This is a genomic window from Rhodococcus rhodochrous, from assembly GCF_014854695.1.
GTDB lineage: Bacteria > Actinomycetota > Actinomycetes > Mycobacteriales > Mycobacteriaceae > Rhodococcus.
The window spans coordinates 24,841-49,465 of the sequence record NZ_CP027558.1 but is presented as its reverse complement, the minus strand read 5'-3'; the positions used below and the strand labels follow the sequence as shown (position 1 = coordinate 49,465).

Here is a 24,625-nt window from a genome sequence, read left to right as displayed (position 1 = left end):
GCATCGAAAAGGGAAATGTCACCACCGGTGAATAGGGGTAAGCGTTACCGGCGGCCGCATACGCATCCCCTGCCACGTGCGGCCGCCACCCATCCGGGGTCGAGCTGTAGCTCCGCGGCGATATGGCGCACGGTCGACGTGCCCGTAGCTGAACGGTGACGCCGTGACGCGATCGTGCTGAGCAATGCAGCGCTGGGTGTTCGGGTCCCCTTCTGGGCGCGTGACGTACGCGTGTCACCCGAGCGGGTCCATGGTGGTCGTGCGGACAGCGCGGATGATGATGGGGATGGACGGTTCGACCAGGATGCGGGTGGTCTCGTCGAGGCTGACCAACACGCTCTTGCCTTCCCAATCGCTTCTTCGAGCCGCTCGAGGGCGCCGACGTCGGCGTCGAGCTTCTCCCGGCGTAGATAGCTTTCCATCCGATGAAGGGATGCTCGCTCATCATGCTTTTCCTGCTGCCGGCGAACGCGGCAGTTCGACAGTAGGAGACCGGCCCAGCTGCGGACAGTTCCTTCGCAATCGACGTCGTCGGCGGCGGTCTCGTCGAGCAGTAGACACCTTCGTTCTCGTGGAGGCTGTCGAGTGGCCTCGCCAGCGGAATGAGGGGGCCGGCCACCTCCACTCGAATCGCTACAACCAACGGTTGGATCGGGCGTTGGCGTGACCTGCCGGCATCCCACTCAGAAGATGATGCGGAACCGGGGATGCTGATTCGTTTGCGCCCCAGCAGGTTTCAGTGATCAGCACTGTGGGCGACGTGGTGTCGCAGTGGTCGTGCCGAGGATCAGGACGATGCCCACCAGGCCGAGCGCGGTCTGGACGCGGGGAGCGTCGATGTCGAGGACGACGATCTGGAACAGCACCCAGGCGATCGTGACGACTCCGATCATCCGAGCGCCGAACCCTGCGCCGGGAGCGTTCAACAGCAGCGCGGCCGTACACAGCAGCGGAGCGATCCCCAAGGCGAGCAGGACGAATGCCCCGGGCAGTCGGTAGTCCCAGCTGTGCCAGCTCGGGAGCATGTCGACATCGAGGCCGAGGGTGGTGCCGGTGGGGTCGGAGACCAGCGCGGTGCCGCTGAGCAGGCCCGCCGTTCCCAGGGCTGTCAGCGCGAGCAGTGTCACCAATGTGCGCACGGCACCCATCATCGTCGATGGGGTTGTGCACTGGGTAGCCTCCGGCCTGTGCGGTGGTGCCGATCGCGACGCGCGATAGTCTGCGGGTGCCGTGATGTCGCCCCGGTGTCACGGCACGGATCGTCCCCACTCGTGCAGGCAGCGGGGGACGATTGTCGTTGCCACCCCTGGGTCTGGGGGCTGGCTACCGGCCGAACCGAGTGATCGCGGCATGTGATGTCTCCGCCGGGGCTGTGCGAGCTCATGGGCGCGCGGCGGCCATTGCGTTTGCCGAGTCGTCCCTGCTGGGTCGGCCGGGGCCGGTGGAGTGCCGCATCCGCACTGTTCTCGGGTGATCGGTGCCCGGGTGGTTGTCGATCCTGACATCGTGTGGCGCACCTTCGTTGTTGTTCGCGACAGGAGCGTGAGCAGCAAGAATATAGTTGATTGTTCAATTAGTGTAGGGTCGGGGTCACTCATGTACACAGACTTCGCCGCGCTGGGCGGAACCCTTATCTGGTTCGCCGTCCTCATCGCCCTCACCCACCTCCTCGGCTACACGCTCTGACCCATCCCGGTCGGGCGCTTGTCCACTTCCTGCGGCACTGTCACGTTATTCGAAAAGTCCAGCAGCGCCGCCTATTTAAGAAAGGCTGCTACAGGGCACCGCCGGGCCGTTCACTTTCAGGCGGCGGCATCGGTCGCGGTGACTTCCTGCCAGACCGCGAAGCGGTCGGCCATCTCGGTACGCCATTCGGGCGCCGAGAGTCTGTGCCGGTTGGGCCGGAAATGCGGTGAGATGCCCGAGAAAGCGGACAGGAATCGTTGCGCGTGCCCGGGCGATGTGAAGCGCTTCATCGCATGTTCCCGCTGCCTGGTGGGTTGATGCGAGTTCTCGGCTCGATTGTTCACATACTTCGATCGGCGATGCTCGACCGAGGCCAGCATCTCGCGGTGCGCCACCTGGTAGCTGGCGAGCTTGTCGGTGACCAGCACCCGCGGCACGTATCGCAGGCCCTTGAGCAGCTTGCGGAAGAATTTCTTGGCTGCCTGGGTGTTTCGGCGGGACTGGACCAGCACGTCGAAGACGTTGCCGTCCTGGTCGACCGCGCGCCACAGGTAGTGCTGGGTGCCGTTGATGCGGATGAAAACCTCGTCGAGATGCCATTTGTCACCGGTCCGCGCCCGCCGTCGGCGCAGCTGGTTGGCGTAGGCCTGCCCGAACTTGGCGCACCACCGCCGGATGGTCTCGTAGCTGACCAGGACACCGCGTTCGAGCATCATCTCCTCGACCTCACGGAAGCTGAGCGGGAAGCGGAAGTACAACCACACGCAGTGGTTGATGATCTCGACCGGGTAGCGGTGGCCTTTGTACGACGGCATCGGGGTGGTCACGCCACATTCTCCCAGCTCCCAGTTTGCAGCGTTCAACAACGTGACAGTGCCGACTCTCGTCGGTTGACGCACAAATAACAAATCAAGATAATGGCCGTACAAATGCTCTCTTTCGGCTCGTCGAGCTCCGCTGCAGTGAGGACACCCACGTGAGTTACCACCTGAACGACGAAGAGGCCTTCCTGGTCAAGACAGTGCGCGAGTTCATCGATCGGGAGGTCAAACCATCGGTGCAGGAAGTCGAGCACGCCAACGACTATCCCGAGAAGTGGATCGAACAGATGAAGCAGATCGGGATCTACGGACTGGCGGTGCCGGAGGAATACGGTGGAACACCGGTCTCGATGCCCTGCTACGTCCAGGTGACCGAGGAACTCGCCCGCGGATGGATGTCGCTGTCCGGCGCAATGGGCGGGCACACCGTCGTCGCCAAACTGGTCGGACTGTTCGGCACCGAGGAACAGAAGCAGCGGTACCTGCCGAAGCTCGCAACCGGGGAGATCCGGGCGACGATGGCGCTCACGGAACCGGGCGGGGGTTCCGACCTGCAGGCCATGACCACCACCGCGAAGACCGACGGCGACGATCTGGTGATCAACGGAGCGAAAACGTGGATCACCAACGCCCGGCGGGCGGGCCTGATCGCGCTGCTGTGCAAGACGGACCCGTCGGCGACGCCACGACACAAGGGCATCTCGGTGGTGCTGGTGGAGCACGGACCGGGACTCACCGTCTCACGAGACCTCCCCAAGCTCGGCTACAAGGGCGTGGAGAGCTGCGAGTTGTCGTTCGACAACTACCGCATTCCCGCGACCGCGATCCTCGGCGGCGAAGCTGGCCGAGGATTCGGGCAGATGATGAAGGGGTTGGAGACCGGCCGGATCCAGGTGGCTTCCCGTGCGCTCGGTGTCGCGGCGGCGGCGCTGGAGGACTCCCTCGCGTACGCGCAGCAGCGTGAGAGCTTCGGACAGCCGATCTGGAAGCACCAGTCGATCGGGAACTACCTGGCGGACATGGCCACGAAGCTGACGGCGGCGCGGCAGCTGACCCGGTTCGCGGCCGAGAAGTACGACGCCGGTGACCGGTGTGACATGGAGGCAGGGATGGCGAAGCTGTACGCCTCCGAGGTCGCCATGGACATCGCGCTCAATGCCGTCCGCATCCACGGCGGCTACGGCTACTCCACGGAGTACGACGTGGAACGGTACTTCCGGGACGCGCCCCTGATGATCGTCGGCGAGGGCACCAACGAGATCCAGCGCAACGTCATCGCATCCCAGCTGGTGGCCCGCGGCGGTCTCTGACCTCGTCCACCACTAGCCTCGATCTTTCGTGCGGGTGACGCGCCGGCCTGAGCAGTTCAGATTGGGTGTGGAAGCCTGCGGATCCGGTGTGCGGCCACGATCGACTACCCGACACGGTCGGGTGACGCCGGGGTCCACGGCCCCGAGCTGAGTGCCCTTTCGTCTCGATAAATGAAGATACGTGCAGGTCACGCAGGCGCAGGTAGCGCGGTGAGCCTGTTCAAGCCGGCCACGAGAACATCGACACCCGGAGCCGTCGCGGCCAGCCGCAGTCGAACACGGCGGGCATGCCGGGCGATCTTCCCGGCGATCGACAGCACCCGCAGCCGTAGCCGTTTCGGTTCCTACCTGCGTGCAGTCATCACGTCGGTGAACGCGAGCATTTGCATCCACGCGGTCAGCTCGCATGCGAGTTGCACCAGCGCCAGCCAGATCCGGTTCTGGTCGTAGCCGTGCAGCGGAAGATTCTGCAGACCGGTGACTTTCGCTGCCCGGATCCGGTCCTCGCACCGAGCCCGACGCCGGTGCCGCAGCTCCAGATCGGGGAGTTGCCCACGGCGGGTGTTGGTTGCGAACGCGGTCAGGCGCAGGCCGTCCCGGTCGGTGAACCGCAACTGCGCACCCGGATGCGGGCGTTCCTTCCTGACGATCACGCGCATGCCGTTCGGCCACGTGGACAGGTCGAGCAGTCCGGTGATCTCGGTGACCCAGGCGCCGTCACGAACCTGCCCGTCCGGGTCGTAGGCCGGAGTCCATGCCTGTTCGGGGACCAGATCGAGGGCGGCGGTCATCGTGTCGGTCAACCCGAATCCGACCGAATACGAGAGCCTGCGTTTGGTCAGGTACTCGATCAAGGAGTGGGTGCCGCCGGCACCGTCGATCCGGACCAGTACCTTCTTCCCGACCCGATATCCCGGATCGAACGGTAACTGCGCCAGGGCGTCCTGTACGACGGTGATGTGATCGGTGGCGGTATTCGACCCGGCGTTACCGGGGCGCAGCAGCACCGCCACCGGTTCACCGGTGCCGTACTCACCGTGGTCGATGAACGCGCACAATGGATGAAACCCGTAGCCGCGTTTGAAGTTCGGGGCAGCGTGTTCTTTGTCGGAGTGGGCGGTGACGAGGGTGGCATCGATGTCGATGACCAGTGGTTTTTGTTCGTCGATGGTGTGATCCGGTGCTGCGGAGCCGGCGGCGGTCCAGGCGTGGGCGCGGGCGGTGGCGCGGGCCCGTCCGATGGCAGCGAGAGCGGTATCGGCGTCGGAGGCCAACACACCGATCAGGCGGGAGACGGTCGGATCGGACGCCACCGCACCGAACAGTTCGGGCTGGGCACGTAGTTGGTTGATGTCGGCGAGGCAGTCTCCGCCGAGTGCGAGGGAGACCGCGAGGTCGAGGAGGATCTTGCCGGGATCGTGGCGAGCCAACGGTTTGCGGAACGGGCCGAGTTCGGTCGTCAATGCCGTGGTGAGGCCGGTTTTCTCCGCGGTGCGCAGCAGCAGGATCGCGCCGGCATACGACACGAGGCTGGTTCCGGTGGCCGATGCGGACACGTGTGGGTAGGGGGACGTAGACTTGCTCACCGGAATGGTGCCTTTCGGACTCGGACTGATTCAACCTTCGCAAGTCGAATTATCCCAGTTCAGGGCACCATTCTTCGTGTTCGACACGGCCACCCGCTCAATCAGTACGAAAGCGCGAGGCTAGGCTGGTCGTGCCATGGACGGACCGCCCGCCGTCCGACGACGTCGAAGGGAGCAGCGGTGACGGAACCGTCCTATGCGCGGTTGTCGCGCCGCCTGAGGGAGGACATCGAAGCGGGTGTGTACCGCGAGGGTATCCGACTGCCGACGGAGGCCGAGCTCACCGAACAGCACGGCGTCAGCAGGCAGACGGTGCGACGGGCGTTCCAGGACCTGGTGGCCGACGGCATCGTGTACCGGGTACCCGGACGTGGCACCTTCGCCCGTGAGTCCACCGGACGGTATTTGCGCCAGCTCGGTTCGATCGAAGACCTGATGAACCTGTCGACGGACACGATGATGGAGATCGTCACGCCGCTGCGGCGTCAGGTCGACATCGAGGCGGCCAGCAGGTTACGGCTCGACACCGACCTGCTCTACACGGTGTCGTTCCGTCGCCTGTACGACGTGGTGCCGTTCGTGTTCACCACGGTCTACCTGCCCGAGTCCGTGGGCCGGGCGGTGCTGGAGGCACCCGAGGTCGCGGCGGGGGCCTCCAGTACGTACACGATGATCGGCCTCGTCGAACCGCATCTCGACCTCCCGATCGTGCAGGCCGATCAGTCCATCACCGTCGCGGCGGCGCCCGCAGCGGCCGCCGCCGCGGTGGGGTGCGAGCCGGGGCATCCGATGCTGCGGGTCGATCGGTTGTACTCGAACGAGCGCGAGGAGCCGACGGAACTCGCGATCAGCTACTTCCTGCCGGAGCACTACACCTACCGGGTCACCCTCCGGCGTCGGTGACGCGCAGGGCCACAGGCGTCGGTGACGCCGCGCGGCCACGTGCCGCCGTCCGACGGTCCGGGGTGACCGAACTCGCGTTGGGCTGTTGGAAAGTCGATACAAGCAACGTACAATTCCGCAATATGGCCGTACATTCTGATGCCGGCGCAGCCGCCACTCCCTCGAACACCCTTCCCCTCGCGGGCATCACCGTCGTGAGCATCGAGCAGGCCGTGGCCGCCCCGTTCGCCACCCGGCAACTCGCCGACCTCGGCGCCCGCGTCATCAAGATCGAACGACCCGACGGCGGCGACTTCGCCCGCCGCTACGACGAGACCGTCCACGGCCAGTCCAGCTACTTCGTCTGGCTCAACCGCTCCAAGGAATCCGTCACGCTCGACCTGAAATCCGCCGAGGGACGCGACATCCTCGAGCGCCTGCTGGCCACCGCGGACGTGTTCGTGCAGAACCTCGCGCCGGGCGCCGCAGCTCGCATGCATCTCGACGCCGACTCGCTCCGGCAACGCCACCCGGCGCTGATCCCCTGCGACATCTCCGGATACGGCAACACCGGCCCCTGGTCGGACCGCAAGGCCTACGACATGCTGGTGCAGGGCGAAACCGGCCTGATCTCGCTGACCGGCCCGGCCGACTGCCCGTCGAAGACCGGCGTCTCGATAGCGGACATCGCCGCGGGCATGTACGCCTACAGCGGCATCCTGTCCGCCCTGTACACCCGTGCGACCACCGGCACCGTCCGCGCGGTCGAGGTCGCCCTGTTCGAGGCACTCGGCGAGTGGATGGGATCACCCGCCTACTACACGGAGTACGGCGAAAACCAACCCGAGCGCGTCGGCGCCGCGCATGCCACGATCGTCCCCTACGGTCCCTTCCCGACTGCCGACGGCGAGGTTCTGCTCGCGGTCCAGAACGACCGGGAGTGGGTCTCACTCTGCACGAAGGTGCTCGGCGACCCGGACCTGGCCACCGATGAACGCTTCCACAGCAATTCGACGCGCGTCGAGCGCCGCGCGGAGTGCAACGAGGTGATCGCCCAGCGGACCCGCCTGCTGAGCACCGCCGAACTCCTCGCGCAGCTCGACGCCGCGGCGATCGCCAACGGCCGCCTCGGCTCGGTGTCCGACTTCCTCGACCACCCCTCGCTCGCGGGCCGGGACCGCTGGCGGCAGGTCGACACCCCCGGCGGCGTCGTCCGCGCACTGCTGCCGCCCGCCACCCTGAGCGGGATCGAACCGCGCTTCGACCCCGTCCCGGCGCACGGCGCCCACACGGACGCCGTCCTGACCGAACTCGGCTATTCGCCCGACGCGATCACCGCACTGCGCACCGCCGCCACGGTCTGACGGACCCTTCGCGGCGCCCGTTCCCACTTCCCCCGAGTTCCCCGACCCGACAAGGTGACCCATGCCCGATCACTCGCCCCACCGGAGGCGCGCGGCGCTCGTCGCGCCCGGATTCCCCGGTAGGCTCGTTTGGGCTTCTACATCAAGAAAATGGTTGTGATGCAAGACACACTCTTGAAGACCGTGGGCAAAGTTGTCCCGTGTGGAGTGATTCAGCACAGTGCGTCGCATCTGGACGAGGCGCGCGTGGCTGTGGCCGAGAATTTTTATCCCCATCATTTGGAGGCCTTGGCTACCGACTCGGGTCTGAATATGTCGCTAAAGACTGTTCAGCTCGGAGGCGTCACCTTAGGCCGTCTCGCCTACGGCGCCGAAGTGAGCCTTGACTTCGGTGAGCTGAGCAATGCCTACCATATCAGCATCCCGCTGTCCGGGCGCGTGGAGGCCGTAGCTGGCCGACAGGTTAGTGTTTCCATGCCCGGGCTGGCTTCTGTTTATCTCCCGGTGGGACCGACGAAGATTTCCCGGTGGAGCGCCGATTGCGCACAGTACGGCGTAAAAATCGACCGCGAATATCTCGAAGCTGAACTGACGACTTTGGTCGGGCACCCCGTTCGTACTCCCGTAAAGTTCGATCCGCTGGTGGACCTGACCCGAGGACCAGCGGAAAGCTGGCTCTCGCTGATCCTCACGCTTGCCGCCGATCTCGACCGCGAGGCGGGAGTGCTTTATGACCCGCTGATGTCGAGTTCGCTCGCGCAAGCGGTGACGACCGGCTTTCTCCTTGCCTCGGGCCACGACCATCAAGAATCACTGCAGGAACTTCGTCGTCCCGTCCGTCCTCGCATCGTCAAACGCGCCGTCGACGCGATACATGCCAGTCCTGAAAAACCGTTCACGGTCAATGACCTGGCCGAAGTGGCCGGCGCAAGTGTGCGCAGCCTGCAGGACGGTTTCCGACAGCACCTCGGAGTTCCACCGATGACCTATCTCCGGAGCGTCCGACTCGAGCGCGTCCACGAGGAGCTGAGCCGAAATGACGCCGACAAGCCCACAGTGGCCGACGTGGCACATCGCTGGGGCTTCGGGCACCTAGGCAGATTCGCTGCGGAGTACCGCAGACGCTACGGCGAGACACCGTCCCGTACCCTCAACGGCGGCTGAAGGCATCTGACCCACGACAGCCCGGCCACGAACGCACCGCGTTCGTGGCCGGGCTTCGCTTTGCTGTGATGCGCTGCCTTTTTTCAAGTCCAGTTTGACAGCGGCTAGTTGTACTGCCCAGGCAGGTTGGTTGAACGATTGCGACGACATGCGGTAGTGGGTCGTTGAACAGCGAAGGTCTCCCGTCGTGAAGTGGAGCTGCTACGACACACACTTCAACGACCGGGAGACCTTCGTGGTTCACGCTAACGCACCTCTGACTCCGAGGGGCCGGCTGCTGCTGGCCCGACGCATCATCGACGAGGGATGGTCCATCGCCAGGGCCGCCGAGCACTTCAACGTTGCCTGGCCGACCGCGAAACGCTGGGCCACTCGCTATGTCGAGATGGGACCGGACGGGATGCACGACCGCTCGAGTCGACCCCACCACATCCCGAACCGCACACCGGAGCCGACCAAACGCAAGATCGTCGACCTGCGGTGGCGCAAACGACTCTCACCCCAGGCGATCGGCTCTCGTCTGAATATGCCGGCGTCGACCGTGCATGCGGTGTTGGTCCGATGCCGGCTCAACCGTCTCTCGCACATCGACATCCGCACCGGCGAGACCATCCGCCGCTACGAACACCCCCATCCGGGGTCGATGATCCACGTCGACGTCAAGAAACTCGGCAACATCCCCATCGGCGGCGGCTGGCGATTCGTCGGCCGCATCCAGGGCCGCAGGAACCGCCAGGCCACACCGGTAACCCGCCGCAGCAAGCACCACAACGAACTACTCGGACACGCCTTCGTGCACACCGTCATCGACGACCATTCCCGCGTCGCCTACGCCGAGATACACGACGACAAAACCGCTGTCACCGCAGCCGGCGTACTCCAGCGTGCCGTGGGCTGGTTCGCAGCCCGCGGCGTCACCGTCGAACGGGTCCTGTCCGACAACGGCGGCTGCTACCGATCCGCCCTGTGGAAGCACACCTGCACCGACCTAGGCATCACGGCGGCACTGTCACGTTATTCGAAAAGTCCAGCAGCGCCGCCTATTTAAGAAAGGCTGCTACAGGGCACCGCCGGGCCGTTCACTTTCAGGCGGCGGCATCGGTCGCGGTGACTTCCTGCCAGACCGCGAAGCGGTCGGCCATCTCGGTACGCCATTCGGGCGCCGAGAGTCTGTGCCGGTTGGGCCGGAAATGCGGTGAGATGCCCGAGAAAGCGGACAGGAATCGTTGCGCGTGCCCGGGCGATGTGAAGCGCTTCATCGCATGTTCCCGCTGCCTGGTGGGTTGATGCGAGTTCTCGGCTCGATTGTTCACATACTTCGATCGGCGATGCTCGACCGAGGCCAGCATCTCGCGGTGCGCCACCTGGTAGCTGGCGAGCTTGTCGGTGACCAGCACCCGCGGCACGTATCGCAGGCCCTTGAGCAGCTTGCGGAAGAATTTCTTGGCTGCCTGGGTGTTTCGGCGGGACTGGACCAGCACGTCGAGGACGTTGCCGTCCTGGTCGACCGCGCGCCACAGGTAGTGCTGGGTGCCGTTGATGCGGATGAAAACCTCGTCGAGATGCCATTTGTCACCGGTCCGCGCCCGCCGTCGGCGCAGCTGGTTGGCGTAGGCCTGCCCGAACTTGGCGCACCACCGCCGGATGGTCTCGTAGCTGACCAGGACACCGCGTTCGAGCATCATCTCCTCGACCTCACGGAAGCTGAGCGGGAAGCGGAAGTACAACCACACGCAGTGGTTGATGATCTCGACCGGGTAGCGGTGGCCTTTGTACGACGGCATCGGGGTGGTCACGCCACATTCTCCCAGCTCCCAGTTTGCAGCGTTCAACAACGTGACAGTGCCACGATCACCGACTTCAGCGGTGAATCACGTTGCAAACCCGGCAAATACAGGTACTTACCTATTCTGGCCATCTGACGCCTGTCTCTCGAAAGGACTTCGGTCAACGGCGGGCCGCCCGCTCGCTCCCTGCAACCTAAACCATCGGCACTCAGGAACCTCACAGGAAACAACAGTCCCACCAGTCACAGAATCTGGATGAGGGCATATGATGCCGCTTCATCGCTAAACTGGTGCCATCCACCGTCCGCGGAGCTGGGCTGAGTCATGTCAGATGGAGTCTTTCTGCGGCACGACGACCTGGCCGGTCAGTGGGGCATCCAGCTCAATCGCCTGGACCGTTTCGTCCAGGGCCTGCGCTGCGGACGGCGTCAGCAGGACGGCGGCCTTGTCGACCAGTTGCTCCCGGGTGGCACGGTCCTGCGGCGCGCCACGGAAGGCAGCTTCGTTCCTTTCGATGACGCGGCCGTCCTTGAACCGGACGCTGACCTCCGCCTGCCAGCTGGCCGGAAAGGTGGCCTCGAGACGCTCACTGGTATAGCAGCGGACCTTTTCCAGCCAGGGCTTTAGTTCCGCGGCGACGGCCGGGGCATCGTCGAACTGCCCGACAGTCGCCTGGCCGGTCGCCAGTGCCACGGCGGCACCGAACGGCATGTTGAACTGCGCGTCCACGGGCGTGTTGACAATGAGTTTGCGCGCCGGCGGTTCGGCAACCAATGTGGCACCGGCTTTGATGACGCCGACCTCGATGGACTCGATCTCATCGATGTCCAGATTCGGGTATTCGCTGTGGATGTCGCACAGCAGATCGATGTTGCCGTGCATGTATCGGCAGCAGGGGTAGAACTTGATGCTGGTATCCAAGGCGCTCTTGCCGAACACCAGGTTCAGTCTGCGGCCTTCGATCAGCCCTTGGCCGTACTGGTTCAGGAAGCCGTCCCGGCCCTCGATGGACGTTTCCGGGGCGGTGAAATCTGCGGCTGCGAGCTTGCCGGCACGGAGGCCTCCCGAAGCGGCATGCCCGGCGTTCAGACGTTTCGTCCAGGAACCGTCGGAGAGGAATTCCAGGCTTCCGGCGGCCAGATTGGCCGCCAGGCTCAGTGCGTGAGTGGTCTGGTCCTCGTCGAGCCTAAACAGGGAGGACACAGCTGCCGCTGCTCCAAGGACCCCGGCCACGCCGGTGGGATGAAAGCCGCGACCATAGCTCTCGGCAGCCCCGAGCAGGACGCCGGCGGAGCACATCACGTCGTAGCCAACCGCGGCGGCGCGAAGCACATCCGCGGCGCTATAGCCGCGTTCGTCGGCCAGTGCCAGAACCGCCGGGAAGACGACGACAGCGGGGTGCAGCGAGGATTCCTCGAACGTGTCATCGAGTTCCAAGCCGTGGGCCGTCACGCCGTTGACCAGGGCCGCATCCTCGAGGGTGGCCCAGAGAGTTGTCCCGTGAATGGAGGCGCTGAAGAACCGGTCCTGGGATGCCGCGGTACTGACCGCGGACCGGATAGCGACGGCGGAGTCGCGTTCCGCGCCACCGGTCGTGACGGCGTAGTAGTCGAACAGCAAGAGTTTCATCCAGTCGGTGATCTCCGCGGTGAGCTTGTGATCGGCGGTGACGTGCCGGGCCAGTTGGCGGGCGAAGCTGATTTCAGTCATGCTGACTCCTCCAGTTCGGTCAGGATTTTTGCAGTGTGTTCCCCATGGCGTGGAACCGGGTCCATGCGGAAGGTCGAGGTGCGGGTCGCGGCCGACGGGATGAGGGCGCAGAGCTTGCCGGCGGGGAGTCCACATCCGTCCAGCGACCGCGGGCATCGAGCGGGCATGCTCCGCATAGCGCTGCGCGCAGGTGCGTGACACACCCATGTCTTTGGCCACATGCGCCACCGGCTGGCCCTCACAGACGCGTTGGACAAGGATCCGCCTACCGGCGGGGGTCAGACGGGCATTACGGTGGACCATGAAGACCTCTTAGGGCATGTCTCATTTGGCCAGTTCCTTGAAGCAGGTCAGCGCAGCGGCGAGTTGGAGAAAGGAAGCGAAGTTCTCACCGTGACGCTCGTAACGCATCGTCAGCCGGCGATAGCCGCTCAGCCACGCCAGGGTGCGTTCGATCTTCCACCGGTACCGTCCCAAGCGTTCGCTGCTGTCGACACCGCGACGGGCGATGCGCGGAACGATGCCCCGTGCCCGCAGCCACCGGCGGTGTACGGGATAGTCGTAACCCTTGTCCGCCCGCAACCGGCCGGGCCGACGGCGGCGCGGACCACGACGCGAGCGCACCGCCGAAATCGCAGTGACCATCGGCTGCAACATGACACTGTCGTGGGTGTTCGCCGAGGTCACCGCCGTGACGAGGGGAATGCCGTCGGCGTCGGAGAGGATATGGATCTTCGAGCCGTTCTTGCCTCGATCGACCGGGCTGGGACCGGTCAGAGATCCCCCCTTTTCGCCCGGACGTGCGCTGCGTCCAGGATCGCGGCGGACCAGTCCAGGTCCCCACCGGCGCCGAGCCGATCGAGGACCCTGCGGTGGAGTTCGTCGAACACCCCGGCCCGAACCCAGGTGGTGAAGCGGCGGTGTGCGGTCGGAACGCTGACCCCGAATGACGGTGGCAGGTGCCGCCAGGCACAGCCGCTGGTGAGCACGTAGACGATAGCGGTGAACACCGCCCGATCATCGAGCGCCGCCCGGCCGCCGCCCTGCGGCCGCGCCCGGAATCCGGGCAGCAACGGTTCGACGATCTCCCACAACGCATCCGGTACCAGCCGGTAAGACAACGCATCGACCACGGCAGTGCATTATGCCGCACAAACGATCTAGGCCATAAGAGACATGCTCTTAGTCGTTGGCTGTGTGGTAACCACCAACCCAAGTGCTCTTCGCCTTTACTCCGTGCAACCAACGTCCTGGCCGAGTACATCTAGACCCCCGAGTGGCCTCGGACAAGTCCGCTTTCGCTTCGATGTCCGAGGCACGCTCGCGGGCCGGGCTATCGGATCCGTGCAGTTCGGCAGAGGACTACAGCAGGTTTGGGATACTGCTCATGCTGCCGGGATTGATCAGGTGCTCGCTGGTCCATCCGTTGATGTCATACTCTCCGAGGCATCCGTCCACAAAGCTCATTAACTGCTCGGTTTTTCCCTTGGCCTGCGCGCCCTTCAGCAGGTGGATTCGGGTGTCTTCCTGGTTGCCCGCATAGTTCCGCTCGTAGAGTTCGTGCCGCCCGCCAAACTCGGTTCCCATGGCATCCCACAGGAGTTTCATCAGCTTCACTCGGTCCATGGCCTCTACGCCGTTGGAGCCACGAAGGTAGCGGTCAAGTAGCGGCCGGATTTCGGCGCTTTTCCAGTCCTCGGCATGGGAATTGACGTAGATCAGCCCGCTGGCGACATGGTTTTCGATGATGCTCTTGATGCGTGGGTACGCCAGCGGCGCAAGGACCCGATACGCGGCGCCTTGGTCATTGTTCGGCAGCACTGCGTCGCCCACCCACGGCTCCGGATTGCGGGTCATGGCCTCGGTCAGACCCCAGAACAGATTGCGCCATGCGAGAATTTCACCAACATGCGCCTGGACGCCGCGATACTGGTTGGTCCCGGTTATCTCCACTGCTTTCAGCACACATCCGGCAATGAAGTCCAGCTTGACGCACAAACGGGTGAGACCGTGAAACGTCAGCCGAGGCAGCCATCCTGACATGGGCGTGAAATCGTTGACCTTCTGTGGATCACCGTAAGCGAAGACATTTTCCCAGGGAATTTGCACGCGATCCATGACCATGATCGCGTCGTTCTCGTCGAACCGACTCGACAGCGGGTAGTCAAACGGGCTGCCCGTCACTGTCGCCTGGTACTCATATGAGGGCCGGGAAATCAGCTTAACCCCCTTCGCGTTGGTCGGGAGCATGAAGATGACGGCGAACTCTTTCTTGTCCACCGGCATCCCGTAGTGACCAATAAAGTTGTAGTGGGTCAGCGCGGACCCTGTTGCCACGCACTTAGCCCCGGACACCACCAGCCCGTTATCGTTCTCACTGACCACGTGCACGAACATGTCCTCGACTTCGGAGGCAGGCCGATGACGATCCACGGGAGGGTTGGCGAGTGCGTGGTTGAGGAACAGCACCTGTTCCTGCGAATCCTTGTACCATCGCCGCGCATTATCTTGGTAGGGATCAAAGAACTCGGTGTTTCCTCCGAGCGTTCCGAGGAACGATGCTTTGTAGTCGGGTGAACGTCCCATCCAACCGTACGACAGACGCGCCCAGGCAGCGATCGCGTCGCGGGACTCGACCAGGTCCTCGGCCGAGCGCGGCACTTTGAAGAACTTGTGGGTGAAGCCGCCGTTACCGGTATCCGTGGGGCCGGTGATAATGCCGTCCGGGTCATCGTGCAGTGCGTCGTACAGGTGAGCTATGGAACGCGCGCCGTTGCGGAACGCGGGGTGGGTGGTGACATCCTCCACGCGCTGGCCGTAGATGTACACCTCCCGGCCGTCCTTCAGGCTTTCGAGGTATTCGTCGCCGGTGAACGGGACCGCGGTCGGGGATTGGGCGGTCATTCTGTCTGTCGGGTCTGTAGCAGTCACGATTCATCCTTAAGGGTTGAGCGGGAATACAGAACTTCTGACGGGTCCACATACTGTGCGTTGCGGTCCACGGCTGCATAGAGCTGGAGGCCGATCGGGTCGCGCATCTCCTCGGCGATCTGCCCGAGCAGGCCGGCCGACCTGGCTACAAGAGCGAATCCACGGATGATTCCCGGAGGAAATCCCAAATCCGCGAGTGCTGCACCGCACGCTCCGGCGCCGTTTACCGGTAGGTGTTTGTCGAACACGTCGGCCTGCACTCGTTCGATGGCTGCCAGTAACGATAGGTGCGGCCCGAACACTCCGGCTTCCGCCGCCAGCTTGTAGATGACGGGGGTACGGGGGTCACCGTTCTTGTGGACTGGGTGGCCGAGTCCGGGCACAAGCAGGCCGCGGGACTGGCAGTCATGCAGGATTTGCTTCGCCAGATCTTCGTATGACGAGTCGCTTCCTAGTTCACCGGCGTCCGACAGGCTTTGCGCCAGGAACTTTGCCGCGTCTTCGGTCACTCCCAGAAAGCGTGATCCGCCGCCGAGGATTCCTGCTGCCATGGCACCCTGAATGGATTCGGGCGCGCTCGTCAAGGTGAGCCGCGCCGCGAGCACCGTGGGGGTGAATCCGTGATCGGCCAGGGCCACGAGGATTGCGTTGAACAGCCGGCTTTCGCCCTTGGTTGGCCGGCGAAGAGCTACCAACCAGAAGGCGAGGTCACCGAAGGACACCTCGCCCATCAGTTCAGTAGCCATTTCCTTTCCGAGCAGCTGGATGCTGTCGAGGCTTGATGTACCCAGGCTGGTCCGATATGTCTCGGTCATGTCAAAGTTCCTGTTCCGCGCATTGGGGCGAGGTCGTACTGGTAGCCGTCGACGGGCAGTTGATGCTTCGCGACCCGGCCCGTTGGGGTATAGGGCAGTTCGGTGACGAACTGCCAATAGCGGGGCACCTTGAACGCGGCCAGTCGCTGCGAAACCCAGGTGGCAAGCTCCTGCGGTAATTCGTCGCTACCGTCCACGAGTCGGACGTACGCCTTGATCTCCTCTTCGGACTGACCGGCGTTCACTCCAACGACGGCGCATTCGTCGACATCCGGGTGCGCGAGCAAGGCTTCCTCGACCTCGGCGGGGGACAGGTTTTCACCTCGCCGCCGAATCACTTCTTTCTGGCGGGCAACAAACGTGTATGTGCCGTCGGTGTTCTCCGTGACCAGATCACCGGTGTGCAGCCAGCCGTCGCGTACAGCTGCGGCAGTTTCGTCGGGCAGCCCGTAGTAACCTGGCGTTACGGTGGGGTTACTCAGCAACAATTCGCCGATTTGGCCCTTCGCCACAGCGTGGCCGGCAGAGTCGACGACGCGGGCTGAATTCACTTCTCCGAGCGTCGGATGCTGCCGTGGCTCACCCAGCGTTCCGAACGGGCGTGTACCGGGCCTCCACGACATGCCGTACAGGCTTTCCGACATGCCATAGCCGCACACTATTGAGATACCGAAGCGTCGCTCTATTTCAAGGTGGCGATGCTTCGGCGGCGCGGGGGCACAGTAGCAATTCTCCAGGGGCGAGTCCGAGTCGTCGGGCCTAGGGGCCTGGTCCATGAGGAACTCGAACATCGCACCGATCGCGTTGAATGACGTCGCCCCGTGCCGTCGCGCGGAATCCAGAAAGCCTGATGCCGAAAAGCGCGGCAGCAGTATCAGGCCCGCACCACAGGTCAACGATCCCATCGTGGAGTAGGCGAGTGCATTCGTGTGGAACAACGGCAGCGAGGTCATCAGCCGATCGACGGTAGAGAGCTGCATCCAGTACGGAAACCCTTCGCCCGCCATCGTGTATGCGCGGTGCGTTTGCATGACCAGCTTGGACCGCCCGGTGGTGCCCGAGGTCGGAATCATGATGGCCACGTCCGTCTCACGGACAGGACTGCCACCGGGGATGCTGGGCGGCTGTGCCTCCAAACTCGGTCTGTCGCTAACGATGGCGTCGACGTCAATAATCTCCGCGCCGGCGCCGGCAGAAGCCTTTGCACGGCGCACCATGCTGATCAGCCCATCATCGGTCACGATGACGCGTGCATGACCGCGCACCTGTGTCAAAAGGCCTGCCAGTTCCGCTTCGGTTCCTCGGGGGTTGGTCGGGACAGCAGTGGCGCCGAGTGTCGTGGCGGCGAGGATGGTGAGTAGGTAGCGCGGCTCATTGCGCGCCGTCAGCACCACCAAATCACCTCGCCGGACACCGGCGGCCGTCAGCGCCTGTGCCACGGAGCGGATCTGCTCCCGAGCGCCACGGAAGGTGATCTCTGTGTGGTCGGTGCGCAGCCATGTCCGGTCGCCGTATCGGGCCGCGGCGTCGTCCAGCAACGCTGGAATGGTTCGATCCGTCACCGTCGCAACCTCATCGATTGATCGTGACGGCGCCGATGTGCTTGGCGATCGCTGCGCTGACGACATGGGGCTTCTCGAAATTGACCAGGTGCGAGGAACCAGGGACCACCAGCAGTTCCGCTCCGGGAATGCCCTCGGCGACAGCGGACACGGTGGCGACCGGAGTGGCCGGGTCCTCTTCCCCGGCAATGACCAAGGTGGGAGTCGCAATCTCACCGAGGCGGTCGCGCAGGTCGTACGCCGCGATTGCCTCGCAGCAGCCTGCGTAACCCTCTCGCGGCGTGGTTCGGAGCATGTTGAGGAGCCGCGTTGCGCCCTCCGGAGAGCGTTCTGCCCATTCAGGAGTGAACCAGGCGCCGTAGCGCGACTCGATAAGGAATTCGGTCCCCTCGCTGCGCACTTTTGCGGCACGCTGGGGCCAGCTCGGCGGGTCGTAGAACTGTGCGGCGGATGCGCAGATGACCAGTGCGTCGAGCCTATGGCCGTGATGAATGCCGAGCCACTGGGCGATGGCGCCGCCGATGGAGACGCCGACGTAACTGAAGCGATCGATCCCGAGCTCATCCAATAGTCCAATGACGTCTTGGGCCATTTCGCCGATGGTGTAGGGGCCGTCGGGTACTTCCGATTCACCGTGCCCGCGCAGATCGTGCCGCAGGATCTGGAAGTCGCCGGAAAGTGCCGTCGCCTGAGGCTCGAACAATTCCAGATCGGTGCCGAGTGAGGGTCCGAACACAATGACCGGCGCCCCGGCGGGGCCGTCGAGGCGGTAGTTGAGCCGGGCCGTTTTCTCTTGAATTCCCATCTGGTTCGCCTAGTCCTTATCGATGCGGTAGTGGTTGAGCTTGTCTTCGTCGATCTCGATGCCGATCCCGGGTTTCCCGGAGACATGCATGCGTCCGTTCTCGATGACAGGGGTCTCGGCGACAATGTCGTCGGTCAGCTGCATGAAGTAGTCCAGCTCCCCTGCCCGGTCAGATGTGCTCTTGTAAGCCGCCGCGAAGGCCAGCGAACTCAGAGTCCCGACCGTTCCGTCCATCTGGCTGCCCAAGGCCAACCCGATGCCAAGCCCTTCACACAGCCCGACGATTCGGTCCGACTCGGTGAATCCGGTACGGGCCACCTTGATGCTGATGATCTGCGAATGGTTGTCGAGGATTTCCCTGCCGACCTCGCCGAGCCGCGTCACGCTCTCGTCGCCCATAATGGGGATCGAGCTCTTTTTCGCAACCCGGCGGCGGGCCAGCGGACGAAATGCCGGTGTCGGCTCCTCGAGCATGGTGATGCCGACTTCTTCCATCACCGGCAGCAGGCGGATTGTCTCGTCCGCTGTCCATCCCTTGTTTGCATCGACATACATCTCGGGCCCTTCGCCCAGCTCTGCCCGGAGCATGCGCATTGCCCGGGCATCCTCCTTAACGTTTTTGCCGGTCTTGATCTTGAACGTGTTGAAGCCGAAGCGCTCCCGCATATCGCGGGCTTCCTCCACCATGCCCTCGGGTGTGGCCGCAAACAGAATGTGGACCACTTCCATCGAATCTGTGTAGCCACCAAGAAGCTTGTGACACGACTGCCCCAGTGATTTTCCAATCACGTCCCAGACTGCCATGTCGACGCCGCCACGGGCCGTGTGGTTGTGGCGCAACCAGCTCAGGTCATTACGTGCGACTTCGCGGTCGAAAGGATCGGTCCCGACCATCGCCGGACTGAACCAGGAGTCGATCGCCTTGACGATCGACTCCTGAGACTCGCCGTAGGTGAAGGGACGGGCTGGGGCCTCGGCGTGCCCGACCACGCCGTCGTCGGTCGTCACTCGGATGAGAACGTGTTCTGCACTCGAAATACTGGCGTGGGCGAATGCAGTCGGTCGTTCCAGCGGAATATTGAACGGTATTGCCTCTATGGAAGCGATCTTCACAAGGGTCCTTAAGTTCGTAGGTGCAGTTACTTCGTGAGAGTTACGTTGAGCTGTAACCCGGGCGGGCCGGGCGAGGCTGCATAAGGTTTGCCCACTCTCGAGTGGGGCTTGAAAGGACTGGCCACCCGACCTGTCTGGACACCTCGGACCGCTGATTGAGATCTGCGCATGATCGCTTGTTTAAGGAAATGCCGGCGGAGGCGTCCATCGGGGCCAGGCCGGAACACAAGCGAAAACGAGGAGATCCGATGACCGGTTCGCGACTGTGGGCAGGAGTCGACGTCGGCAAAGAACACCACTGGATATGCGTACTCGACACCTCCGGAGCGGTGGTGCTGTCGCGGCGATGCGACAACGACGAAGCAACGATCCGTGCGGTGATCACCGAGATCGACGCCCTCGCCGAGACGGTGTCGTGGACGGTGGATCTGACCACCGCCTACGTCACCTTGTTGCTGACTGTGCTGGCCGACGCCGGGAAACCGGTGCGCTACCTGTCCGGACGTTCGGTGTGGCAGGCATCGTCGGTCTACCGCGGCGGCGAAGCCAAGACCGACGCCCGCGACGCCCGGGTGATCGCCGATCAGTCCCGGATGCGGTCGGACCTGCCCATTCTGCGTCCCGACGACGAGTTGATCCGTGAGCTGCAGATGCTCACCGGCCACCGCACCGATCTGGTCGCCGACCGTACCCGGACCATCAACCGGCTGCGTCAGCAACTCGTCGCGATCTGCCCCGGGCTCGAACGCGTCGCGCAGATCTCCTCGGACCGGGGATGGGTGGTGCTGCTGGCCCGCTACCAGCGACCGAAAGCGATCCGCCGCGTCGGTGCGGCCCAGCTGGCCACGATGCTCACCGGGGCCGGGGTGCGCCACGCCGAATCGATCGCCCGGGCCGCGGTCACCGCTGCGAAGGCGCAGACCGTGCGGTTGCCGGGGGAAGATGTCGCTGCCGAACTGGTCGCCGAATTGGCGCAGGCGGTGATCGATCTCGACACACGTATCAACGCCGTGGACGCGGAGATCGAGGCCCGATTTCGTCGGCACCCTCTGGCCGAGGTGATCCTGAGCTTGCCGGGTATGGGATTCCGGCTCGGAGCCGAATTCCTTGCCGCAGTAGGTGACCCCGCCCTGATCGGCTCGGCCGACCAACTCGCTGCCTGGACCGGGTTGGCGCCGAGACCCAGGGATTCGGGTAAACGCACCGGGCGTCTGCACACCCCTCAGCGCTACAGCAGGCGCCTGCGCCGGGTGATGTACATGTCGGCGTTGACCGCGGTCCGCTGCGACCCCGCCTCTCGCGCCTACTATCAGCGCAAACGTGCCGAAGGTAAGCGACCCGTCCAGGCCACGATCTACCTGGCTCGGCGGCGCGTGGACGTTCTCTACGCTCTGCTCCGCGACAACCGCACCTGGCAACCGAATGTGCCGGTCACCGCGGTGGCGGCTTGACAGGATCATTGAGAGTCCTTTCAGGGGCAGGCTGCCGTAACGTCGGCGTTGCGGCAGCCTGCATAGTGGGTCAGCTTCGCGGAAGGACGAACTCGTAAGAAGTGGTGAAGTACGGGGTGTCGAGGTTCTTCGACTGCAGCTCCTCGGGGGAGTCGTGCTTGTCCAGCTTCAGGATCAGACCAGGCTTCACAGCTCCAGCGACATCGGAGTCGATGTACGGATCCTCGTCGAAGTACAGCTGGCTGGTCAGTGGAGTATAGCCTGGAGCCGATGTGATGAAGTGCAGGTGCGCAGGCCGGAACGCATGCCAGCCGACGGTGGTGAGGAGCGCGCCGGTCGGGCCCGAGGTCGGGATCTCGTAGGGGACGGGAATGATCGTTCGAACTTCGTAGCGTCCTTCCTCATCGGTCGAGAAGCGGCCGCGGAGGTTGAACGCGGGCGGCAACTCCCGATCGTCGTTGTACGGGATGTTCGAATACGTTCCCAAGTTATCGCTATGCCACAGGTCGACCTGGGCGTTCGCGATCGGCTCACCGTCCGGGCTGGTGACTCTGCCGGAAAAGTACAGGACGTCGCCCGGTTCATCGTCCCGCATCGGCATGACGTACGGCAGTTCGAGATGGGGAGCGCCTTCGATGAAGTAGGGCCCCTCGATGGCGCCGGGGCTGCCCTCGCGGGACTCCGAGTCGACCTGTTCGACTGTCTGCTCGAAGAACACATCGGCGAAGAGCGGCCATTCGCCGGCAACACCAAGTTCGATCACGAACTGCTTCGCAGCGGAGTATTCCTCGTATGTCAGCTTATGTTCCAGGATGACGTCGCGAATGCGCTGCATTACGTCGGCAACCACGGTGGCGGCGCGGTTATCGCGCAAGGTCCCTTGTCCGGCTGTAGCAGTCATGATTGTTTCCTTCGAGTTGGTGGATGGAACGGGCAAAGACTTGGTGGAGAACGCGCTAAGCGCAGGTGCTCTTTAGTCGACCTTCGACGGATGCCGGGTCATCGGCGTCACCTTGATGTCGAGAAACGGAAACATCGGCAGCGATGACAGGAGCTCATGAAGTTCGTCGATGCTCTCGACGTCGAGCACGCTGACGTTGGCATAGCGGCCGGCGACACGCCAGAGCTGGGGCCACTTTCCCTGTCGCTGCAGTTCCTGGGCGCGTTCGCGCTCGGCGGTCAGTAGCCTTTCAAGCTTCTCCGTGTCAATGTCGTGGGGGATGGTGACTTCCATCTGGGCCAGGAAGTGCATCGTAGTCCTTTCGTCAGGTCGGCTATGTTGTGCAGCACCGACGCTTCTTAGTTCTGTCCGAGGCGCTTCTTGATCACGTTGACGTCGTCCGAGCTGATGAGGTCAGGGGCGGTCCAGCCGTCGAGGTCGTATTCCGAGAGGCACTCGTCGACAAACGAGCGGTACTTGTCCGTCTGCCCGCTGGCGTTCTGACCCCACAGGGTCTCCAGGCGGACTGCCTCGTGATTCCCGGAATAGTTGCGCTCATAGAGCTCATGACGGCCACCGAACTCGGTGCCGATTGCGTCCCAGATCAACTTCATGATCTTGATGCGGTCCACACCCGAGCGGTCACCCGATCCGCGGACGTACTGGTCCAGGAACGGCCGCATCTCCGCGTTCTTCCAGTCCACGGCGTTGGAGTTCTGGTAAATCAATGCGCTACCAAGGTCCTGCTGGAAAATTTCCTTCGCGCGGGGGTAAGCAATGGTCGACATCATCCGATAGGTATTGCATGCGTCGACGTTCGGGACCGCAGTGCCGTCGCTCCAGGTCGTGGGATTGTTGACCATCGAGTCGACGCACGTCCAGAAGAGGTTACGGTAGTTGAGCAGCTCCCCGACGCGGGTCTGGACCCCACGAAAATCTCCTGTACCGGTCATATCGAGGCCCTTGAGCAGCAGGCCGCACAGGAAGTCGAACTTCACTGCCAGCCGGACGCAGCCGTGCATCATGGCTCGCGGAAGGAATCCGGAACCGGCGAAGAAGTTCTTGGCCTTCTCCGGCTCGTAGGCAAACACATTCTCCCAGGGCACGAGCACCTCGTCGAGGATGAAAATCGCATCGTTCTCATCAAGGCGTGAGCTCAATGGGTAGTCGAACGGACTGCCCACCGTCGCAGCAGTGTACTCATATGACGGGCGGCAGAACAGTTTCACACCCTTCGCTGCCATCGGGACCATGAAGATTGCGCTGTAGCTTTTGGAGTTGACCGGCCCATAGCTGCCGATGAAGTTGTAGTGGGTGAACGCCGACCCCGTGGCCACGACCTTCGCGCCGCTGACGATCAGACCGGCGTCGGTCTCTCGGACAACATGTACATTGAGGTTCTCGACATCCTCGCCCACACGATTGCGGTCGATCGGCGGGTTCACGATGGCGTGGTTAACGTAAAGGCAGTTCTCCTGCGCCTCCTTGTACCAACGACGCGCATTGCCATCAAACGGTGCATAGAAGTCAGTGTTCGAGCCCAGTGTCGCCAGGAAACTGGCCTTATAGTCGGGGCTGCGGCCCATCCAGCCGTAATTCAGGCGAGCGAAACTCGCGATGGCATCGGCGGATTCACGCAGGTCATTGCTCGTATAAGGGGCCTTGAAGAACGGGTGGGTGTATCCGCCGCTACCGGTGTCGGTCGGAACCTGAAGGCTTGGATAGTTTTCCTTGTCGTGAAGGGCGTCGTATTGGCGGGCGACCATGCGCGTACTGTTGCGGAACGCCGGATGGGTCGTGACGTCCTTGACACGTTCACCATAGATCCACACCTCGCGCCCGTCGCGGATGCTCTCCAGGTATTCCTCGCCGTTGAGTGGTCGAGTAGTGGCACTGGCGGCGGTTGGCGGTGCCGTCTGTTCCGTCGTCATGATCTTCAAACTCCTTGCTGTAGAGGCGGATCTGGAGAGGCGTGTTGTATTCAGGTGGCTTGAAGTACGTCGTCGGCGTATCCCCCCACCGTGCGGAACTTGCCGCCATAAAACAGCAGGGGCTCAACGTCTGGGGCGACCCCGAAGTCCTTGACCTCGCCGAGATACAAGATGTGATCGCCGCCGTCGTACGAATGCCACGGTGCGCATTCGAAATAGCCGGCACAGCCAGCCAATCTCGGCGGTTGGCCGGGGGTGCAGTCGTGCCAATCGATAATGCAGTCCTGCTGGGGTTTTCCCGCGAAGTTCATCGCGTGCTGCAGCTGAGCGCCGGAAAGGATGTTGACCACGAAGGGCCGGCCTTCCAGGTTCTTGCTGGCGTTGCTGCGCCGGTCTAGGGAGACCAGTATCAGCGGTGGGTCGAGGGACACGGCAGTGAAGGCGTTCAAAGTCAGCCCCAACTGTTCACCGTCGATTTCGTAAGTCACCACGGTGACACCGGTTGCAAAGTGTCCGAGAGAGTTCCGCAGAAGGCGGCCGTCAATAGTCACGAAGCACATCCCCTTTCCTGTCTTTGCATCGCCACACTCATTACATGAAAGTTAGGTGCGTCACATTCATCCGTCTATCCACTCGACGCTGCTTTCATCCGCTTTACGCAAGGAGTTCTAGCCTCAATCTTTCGCGAGTCCCGCGTGCCGGCCTGAGCGGCTTCGGATTGGGTGTGGAGACCGTGGATCCGGTGTGCATCTACGCTCGGTCGCCCG

The 24,625-nt window shown here is 63.5% G+C and carries 19 protein-coding genes and 3 pseudogenes; 6 read left to right on the top strand and 16 right to left on the bottom strand.

Annotated elements, in window-relative coordinates; translation table 11 throughout:
* Window positions 1-743: 743 nt before the first annotated feature.
* Entirely contained in the window at window positions 744-1,139 is a 396-nt protein-coding gene (locus C6Y44_RS25205) for a hypothetical protein (protein WP_404817814.1), read from the bottom strand.
* Window positions 1,140-1,802: 663 nt separating this feature from the next.
* The gene (locus tag C6Y44_RS25200; protein WP_192379077.1) at window positions 1,803-2,501 is read right to left on the bottom strand and encodes an IS6 family transposase; all 699 of its coding nucleotides are present in this window, start codon (window positions 2,499-2,501) and stop codon (window positions 1,803-1,805) included.
* 161 nt (window positions 2,502-2,662) lie between these two features.
* Here C6Y44_RS25200 and C6Y44_RS25195 point away from each other — a divergent pair, with 161 nt between their 5' ends.
* The gene (locus C6Y44_RS25195) at window positions 2,663-3,817 is read left to right on the top strand and encodes an acyl-CoA dehydrogenase family protein (protein ID WP_192379002.1); all 1,155 of its coding nucleotides are present in this window, start codon (window positions 2,663-2,665) and stop codon (window positions 3,815-3,817) included.
* A 188-nt stretch (window positions 3,818-4,005) separates the two neighbouring features.
* Here C6Y44_RS25195 and C6Y44_RS25190 read toward each other — a convergent pair.
* Window positions 4,006-5,403, bottom strand: a pseudogene (locus C6Y44_RS25190) (IS1380 family transposase).
* Window positions 5,404-5,583: 180 nt separating this feature from the next.
* Here C6Y44_RS25190 and C6Y44_RS25185 point away from each other — a divergent pair.
* From C6Y44_RS25185 to C6Y44_RS25170, 4 genes and pseudogenes are all read left to right on the top strand, one after another.
* Window positions 5,584-6,306, top strand: coding sequence for a GntR family transcriptional regulator (locus C6Y44_RS25185; RefSeq protein ID WP_192379001.1), 723 nt, complete (start codon window positions 5,584-5,586; stop codon window positions 6,304-6,306).
* Window positions 6,307-6,428: 122 nt separating this feature from the next.
* The gene (locus C6Y44_RS25180; protein ID WP_192379000.1) at window positions 6,429-7,649 is read left to right on the top strand and encodes a CaiB/BaiF CoA transferase family protein; all 1,221 of its coding nucleotides are present in this window, start codon (window positions 6,429-6,431) and stop codon (window positions 7,647-7,649) included.
* A 129-nt stretch (window positions 7,650-7,778) separates the two neighbouring features.
* The gene (locus C6Y44_RS25175) at window positions 7,779-8,813 is read left to right on the top strand and encodes an AraC family transcriptional regulator (RefSeq protein WP_192378999.1); all 1,035 of its coding nucleotides are present in this window, start codon (window positions 7,779-7,781) and stop codon (window positions 8,811-8,813) included.
* Between the two features lie 235 nt (window positions 8,814-9,048).
* Window positions 9,049-9,828: pseudogene (locus C6Y44_RS25170) on the top strand (leucine zipper domain-containing protein); the annotation flags it as partial.
* 70 nt (window positions 9,829-9,898) lie between these two features.
* Here C6Y44_RS25170 and C6Y44_RS25165 read toward each other — a convergent pair.
* The 9 genes and pseudogenes from C6Y44_RS25165 to C6Y44_RS25130 form a co-directional block, all read right to left on the bottom strand.
* Window positions 9,899-10,597: an IS6 family transposase gene (locus tag C6Y44_RS25165; RefSeq protein ID WP_192379075.1), complete on the bottom strand. Its 699-nt coding sequence runs from the start codon at window positions 10,595-10,597 to the stop codon at window positions 9,899-9,901.
* 330 nt (window positions 10,598-10,927) lie between these two features.
* Window positions 10,928-12,310 (bottom strand): MmgE/PrpD family protein, encoded by a 1,383-nt coding sequence (locus C6Y44_RS25160; RefSeq protein ID WP_225623893.1) that lies wholly within the window; start codon window positions 12,308-12,310, stop codon window positions 10,928-10,930.
* A 176-nt stretch (window positions 12,311-12,486) separates the two neighbouring features.
* Window positions 12,487-12,613 (bottom strand): annotated as a pseudogene (locus tag C6Y44_RS28200) (IS481 family transposase); the annotation flags it as partial.
* 21 nt (window positions 12,614-12,634) lie between these two features.
* A protein-coding gene (locus C6Y44_RS25155; RefSeq protein WP_404817813.1) for an IS5 family transposase occupies window positions 12,635-13,443 on the bottom strand; the annotation gives its coding sequence in 2 pieces (ribosomal slippage) (window positions 12,635-13,101 and window positions 13,101-13,443; 810 coding nt in all).
* Between the two features lie 229 nt (window positions 13,444-13,672).
* Window positions 13,673-15,214, bottom strand: a complete 1,542-nt coding sequence (locus tag C6Y44_RS25150; RefSeq protein ID WP_192378996.1) for a 4-hydroxyphenylacetate 3-hydroxylase N-terminal domain-containing protein — start codon at window positions 15,212-15,214, stop codon at window positions 13,673-13,675.
* 23 nt (window positions 15,215-15,237) lie between these two features.
* Window positions 15,238-16,056, bottom strand: a complete 819-nt coding sequence (locus C6Y44_RS25145) for a citryl-CoA lyase (protein WP_192378995.1) — start codon at window positions 16,054-16,056, stop codon at window positions 15,238-15,240.
* Window positions 16,053-17,618 carry an AMP-binding protein gene (locus tag C6Y44_RS25140; RefSeq protein ID WP_192378994.1) on the bottom strand — a complete coding sequence of 522 codons (1,566 nt, stop codon included), beginning with the start codon at window positions 17,616-17,618 and terminating at the stop codon, window positions 16,053-16,055. The genes C6Y44_RS25145 and C6Y44_RS25140 overlap by 4 nt, the downstream gene beginning before the upstream one ends.
* 10 nt (window positions 17,619-17,628) lie before the next feature.
* On the bottom strand, window positions 17,629-18,423 hold the full coding sequence (gene pcaD / locus C6Y44_RS25135; protein ID WP_192378993.1) for a 3-oxoadipate enol-lactonase: 795 nt from the start codon (window positions 18,421-18,423) through the stop codon (window positions 17,629-17,631).
* A 9-nt stretch (window positions 18,424-18,432) separates the two neighbouring features.
* Window positions 18,433-19,536: a mandelate racemase/muconate lactonizing enzyme family protein gene (locus tag C6Y44_RS25130; RefSeq protein WP_192378992.1), complete on the bottom strand. Its 1,104-nt coding sequence runs from the start codon at window positions 19,534-19,536 to the stop codon at window positions 18,433-18,435.
* A gap of 248 nt (window positions 19,537-19,784) precedes the next feature.
* Between C6Y44_RS25130 and C6Y44_RS25125 the strand changes: the two genes are divergently transcribed.
* Window positions 19,785-20,987 (top strand): IS110 family RNA-guided transposase, encoded by a 1,203-nt coding sequence (locus tag C6Y44_RS25125; protein WP_225623878.1) that lies wholly within the window; start codon window positions 19,785-19,787, stop codon window positions 20,985-20,987.
* Between the two features lie 70 nt (window positions 20,988-21,057).
* On the opposite strand, the gene C6Y44_RS25120 is transcribed toward C6Y44_RS25125, so the two are convergent.
* The 4 genes from C6Y44_RS25120 to C6Y44_RS25105 all read right to left on the bottom strand — a co-directional run bounded on the left by C6Y44_RS25120 (window position 21,058) and on the right by C6Y44_RS25105 (window position 24,409).
* Complete coding sequence (locus tag C6Y44_RS25120; RefSeq protein WP_192378991.1) at window positions 21,058-21,888, bottom strand: dioxygenase family protein; 831 nt, start codon at window positions 21,886-21,888, stop codon at window positions 21,058-21,060.
* A 72-nt stretch (window positions 21,889-21,960) separates the two neighbouring features.
* Window positions 21,961-22,239, bottom strand: coding sequence for a muconolactone Delta-isomerase (gene catC / locus C6Y44_RS25115; protein ID WP_192378990.1), 279 nt, complete (start codon window positions 22,237-22,239; stop codon window positions 21,961-21,963).
* Window positions 22,240-22,286: 47 nt separating this feature from the next.
* Window positions 22,287-23,858: a 4-hydroxyphenylacetate 3-hydroxylase N-terminal domain-containing protein gene (locus C6Y44_RS25110; RefSeq protein ID WP_192378989.1), complete on the bottom strand. Its 1,572-nt coding sequence runs from the start codon at window positions 23,856-23,858 to the stop codon at window positions 22,287-22,289.
* 50 nt (window positions 23,859-23,908) lie between these two features.
* Window positions 23,909-24,409: a flavin reductase family protein gene (locus C6Y44_RS25105; RefSeq protein ID WP_225623877.1), complete on the bottom strand. Its 501-nt coding sequence runs from the start codon at window positions 24,407-24,409 to the stop codon at window positions 23,909-23,911.
* Window positions 24,410-24,625: the final 216 nt, after the last annotated feature.